This window comes from Nocardioides sp. NPDC057772 (assembly GCF_042798075.1).
In the GTDB taxonomy this organism is placed as follows: domain Bacteria; phylum Actinomycetota; class Actinomycetes; order Propionibacteriales; family Nocardioidaceae; genus Nocardioides.
In genome coordinates, this window is the sequence record NZ_JBHVKN010000336.1 from 1 (window position 1) to 2,931 (window position 2,931).

3 protein-coding genes are annotated in these 2,931 nt (G+C 70.1%); all 3 read right to left on the bottom strand.

All coding sequences use genetic code 11. The features are described 5' to 3' along the window. Nucleotides 1-2: 2 nt before the first annotated feature. The 3 genes from ACFVJS_RS27260 to ACFVJS_RS27270 all read right to left on the bottom strand — a co-directional run bounded on the left by ACFVJS_RS27260 (nucleotide 3) and on the right by ACFVJS_RS27270 (nucleotide 2,790). Nucleotides 3-593, bottom strand: a complete 591-nt coding sequence (locus ACFVJS_RS27260; RefSeq protein ID WP_378886679.1) for a class F sortase — start codon at nucleotides 591-593, stop codon at nucleotides 3-5. Further along, complete coding sequence (locus ACFVJS_RS27265) at nucleotides 586-1,776, bottom strand: hypothetical protein (protein WP_378886680.1); 1,191 nt, start codon at nucleotides 1,774-1,776, stop codon at nucleotides 586-588. Before ACFVJS_RS27265 ends, ACFVJS_RS27260 begins: the two co-directional genes overlap by 8 nt. A 150-nt stretch (nucleotides 1,777-1,926) precedes the next feature. Continuing rightward, nucleotides 1,927-2,790 (bottom strand): DUF1524 domain-containing protein, encoded by an 864-nt coding sequence (locus tag ACFVJS_RS27270; protein WP_378886681.1) that lies wholly within the window; start codon nucleotides 2,788-2,790, stop codon nucleotides 1,927-1,929. Between the last annotated feature and the right edge of the window lie 141 nt (nucleotides 2,791-2,931).

Below are 2,931 nucleotides of genomic sequence, written 5' to 3' on the forward strand. Positions count from 1 at the left end.
CATCACGAAGGTAGCGCGTTGAACCGGTGCGCCATCACGACGATGTTGCTGTCGTAGGACGAGCCGTTCCAGTCGGTGCAGGTGATGATCACCAGCCGGCCGTCGCCGTGGTCCTGGCCGAAGATGCGCTGGGCCTGCTCGGCCAGCTCCTTGCGGCTGAGCACCTCGACGGAGTCGACCTGGTGCTGGAAGGTCCCGTCCTTGGTGACGATGTCGACCTCCTGCCCCTCCTCGATGTGGTCGAGCTTGTTGAGGCTGCCGCCACCGGTGTGCACGGTGTGGCCGGTGACCACGGTCTGACCCTGCGCCGAGCCCGGCTTCGCGCTGCCGACCCACCACCCGATCTCGCGCGGGTTGCGCGGTGGGTCGAGCACCTCCCCGTCGAGCCGGATCGGCACGACCTTGGCCCTCGTGTTGAGGCCGGGGAGCTCGAGACGCTTCGGAGCGCCGGGCGGGACCTCCACCGCGGCACTGCCACCCGGCCACGCCAGGCCCACCAGCACCATCGCCACGGCGAGCACGACCAGAGCGGTCCACAGGCCGCTCGCCGCCGCGGCGATCCGCGGCGGCGAGTCAGCAGGAGTGTCAGCCACGCCGCAACATACGGACGTACGTCGCAACGCCGGCGCCCGCGGCCGCGAGGAGCAGCAGGGTGACGAGGGCGATGCGTCCGGCGCTGCCGTCGTCGTAGCTCTCCATGCCGGCGGTCACGACGGTCGGAACCGAGGCCGGCGGGTTGGCCGCCTTCGGCGGGTTCTTGGTGACCGTCTTGGTGATCGGGCTGTTCGGGCCACAGCTGCTGGTGCCGATGGTCAGGTGGGCCAGGCTGCCGCCGACGAACTCCTGGGCCGCCGGGAGAACCTTCGCGTCGAGCGCGGTCACCGTGATCGCGCCCGGCGAGGTGCGCTGGGCGTTGAGGGTGATGTCGAGGACGTTCTCCTCCAGCGGCGCGAGCTGCGACTCGATCTGGCCGAGGGCCGTGTCGAGCACCTGCGTCTGAAGCTGGTCGAGCCCGCCGTTGGCCGGGGCCAGGGCGCCGTTCAGGGCCTTGGTGAACTGGGTGCGCAGAGCATCCAGGATCGCGTCGGTGACACCGGTCAGGTCGGTGACGACCTTCTGGTTGACCGCGGGGTCGACCGGAAGGTCGACCAAGGTGACGTCGCCGACGGTCGGGACGGTGATGTAGGCCCGGCTGTTCGCCAGGCTGCTGTCGCCGGAGGCCTTGTCCTTGTCGGCGGTGCAGCTGCTCTGCACGGCACCGAGATCGAGGTGAAGACCCGGGTCACCCATCGCCGCGAGGAGATCCTCGAGCGCCTTCGAGAGCGGGTCGGTGACCGCGGTCTGGCTCAGGCCCGCCTCCTTCAGCGCGGCGATCAGCTGCTGGTCGACACCCTGGAACAGACCGGACGAGACGAGCTCGACGTCGCTGAAGTCGAGGCTGGCCGCATCGAGCGAGATGTTGTCGCCGCCGCTGAGGCAGTCGCCGGATCCCACGGCAACCACGGTCGCGCCGTCTCCGGCGAGGCCGGAGCAGGCTGCCGAGGTGGCGTCCTTGGTGGCCACCGCGTCCTGGGCCAGCGTGCCGGCGTGGATCGCGTTCTGTCCGCCGAGCGCGGTGATGAGCGGCTCGTTGGTGCCTTCGGCGGACTCGGTGGAGCCGTTGTTGGTGACGGCATAGGTGCCGGTGTCCCTCGCTCCGGTGCCGGCGAGCTCGAGGCTCAGCGCGGTCGCGGACGCCTGCGACACCGTCGCGGCGCTCGCGGGTGCGGCTGACAAGGCAACCATGGCAGCTGCGGCCGCGACTGCGGCTCCTCGCGCGATGAGTGTTGTGCGCACGTACTTCTCCCCTCCCTTTGACATTCGTCACAATCAACGGTCGAGGAGCACCAGGGGTTACGGGCAGGTAACCCATTCTGTGCAGCGGAATCAGCTGTCGCAGACGGTGCCGTCCTTGTCGCCGTCGCGATACCAGTCGTACTCGGCGTCGCGCCCCTTCCGGTAGGGCCCGTAGCCCTTCGCGGTCGCCTTGGCACAGGTCTCGAAACGGGGATCCTCGCCCGATCCGCCTCCGGGCGCGTCGCTCGGGCCCGCATCGCCCTCGGGCACCCCGGCGCGGGCGAGACGTACGGTGATCACGGGGTTGTCGCAGCGTGCCGCGATCCGCTTCAGCGCGGCCTTCTCCGCACGGTCGACGAAAAGGCTCCAGCGGATCTTCACGGCGACCCAGTCGGCGACGTACGTGCAGTGGTAGCTGGCGGCGTCGGGCATCCAGTCGGCGGGGTCCTGATCGCCCTTGCTGCGGTTGGTCGCCGCGGTCACGGCGATGAGGGCGCGCGGGTCGCCGAGGTCGTTGGCGTACGCCTCCCGCTCCTCGTCGCTCCACGCGTCGGCGCCCGACTCCCAGCCCTCCTTGAGCGGGACCATGTGGTCGATGTCGAGGCCGCCGGGGCGCTTGAGGGTGACGCCGTCGTACGTGGAGAGCCAGGCGCCCCGGCTCACCTCGCACCTGCCGCGTGCCTTCTTCCTCGACTCCTCGAGGAGCACCTCGTTGCGGGCGTCCTGGCAGTCGCCGTCGGCGTCGACCCAGTGGTTGAACTTTTCCCGCTCGTAGCCGGAGGTGACCTCCTTGGCGACCGGCAGCTTCGCGATGGCCTCGGTCAGCGGAAGGCTGACCTCCCCACCGCTGCCGGTGCCGTACCCGGCCTGGACGGCGGTGTCGGGCGGCGAGACCTCGGCACAGCCGGAGCAGAGGAGTACAACGGCGAGCAGGGTCGCCAACGGGCGCAGCATGGGGGAACTCCAGAGAGTTGGGGAAGAGCTCTGGGGAGCATCGGGGGCGGCGCAACTTTGTCGGATCCTGCGGCGGCCGGCACGCAGGCGCGCCGCCCGATGGTTGACCGGACAAAGAATCCCGGGCCAAGGCTGGAAGCC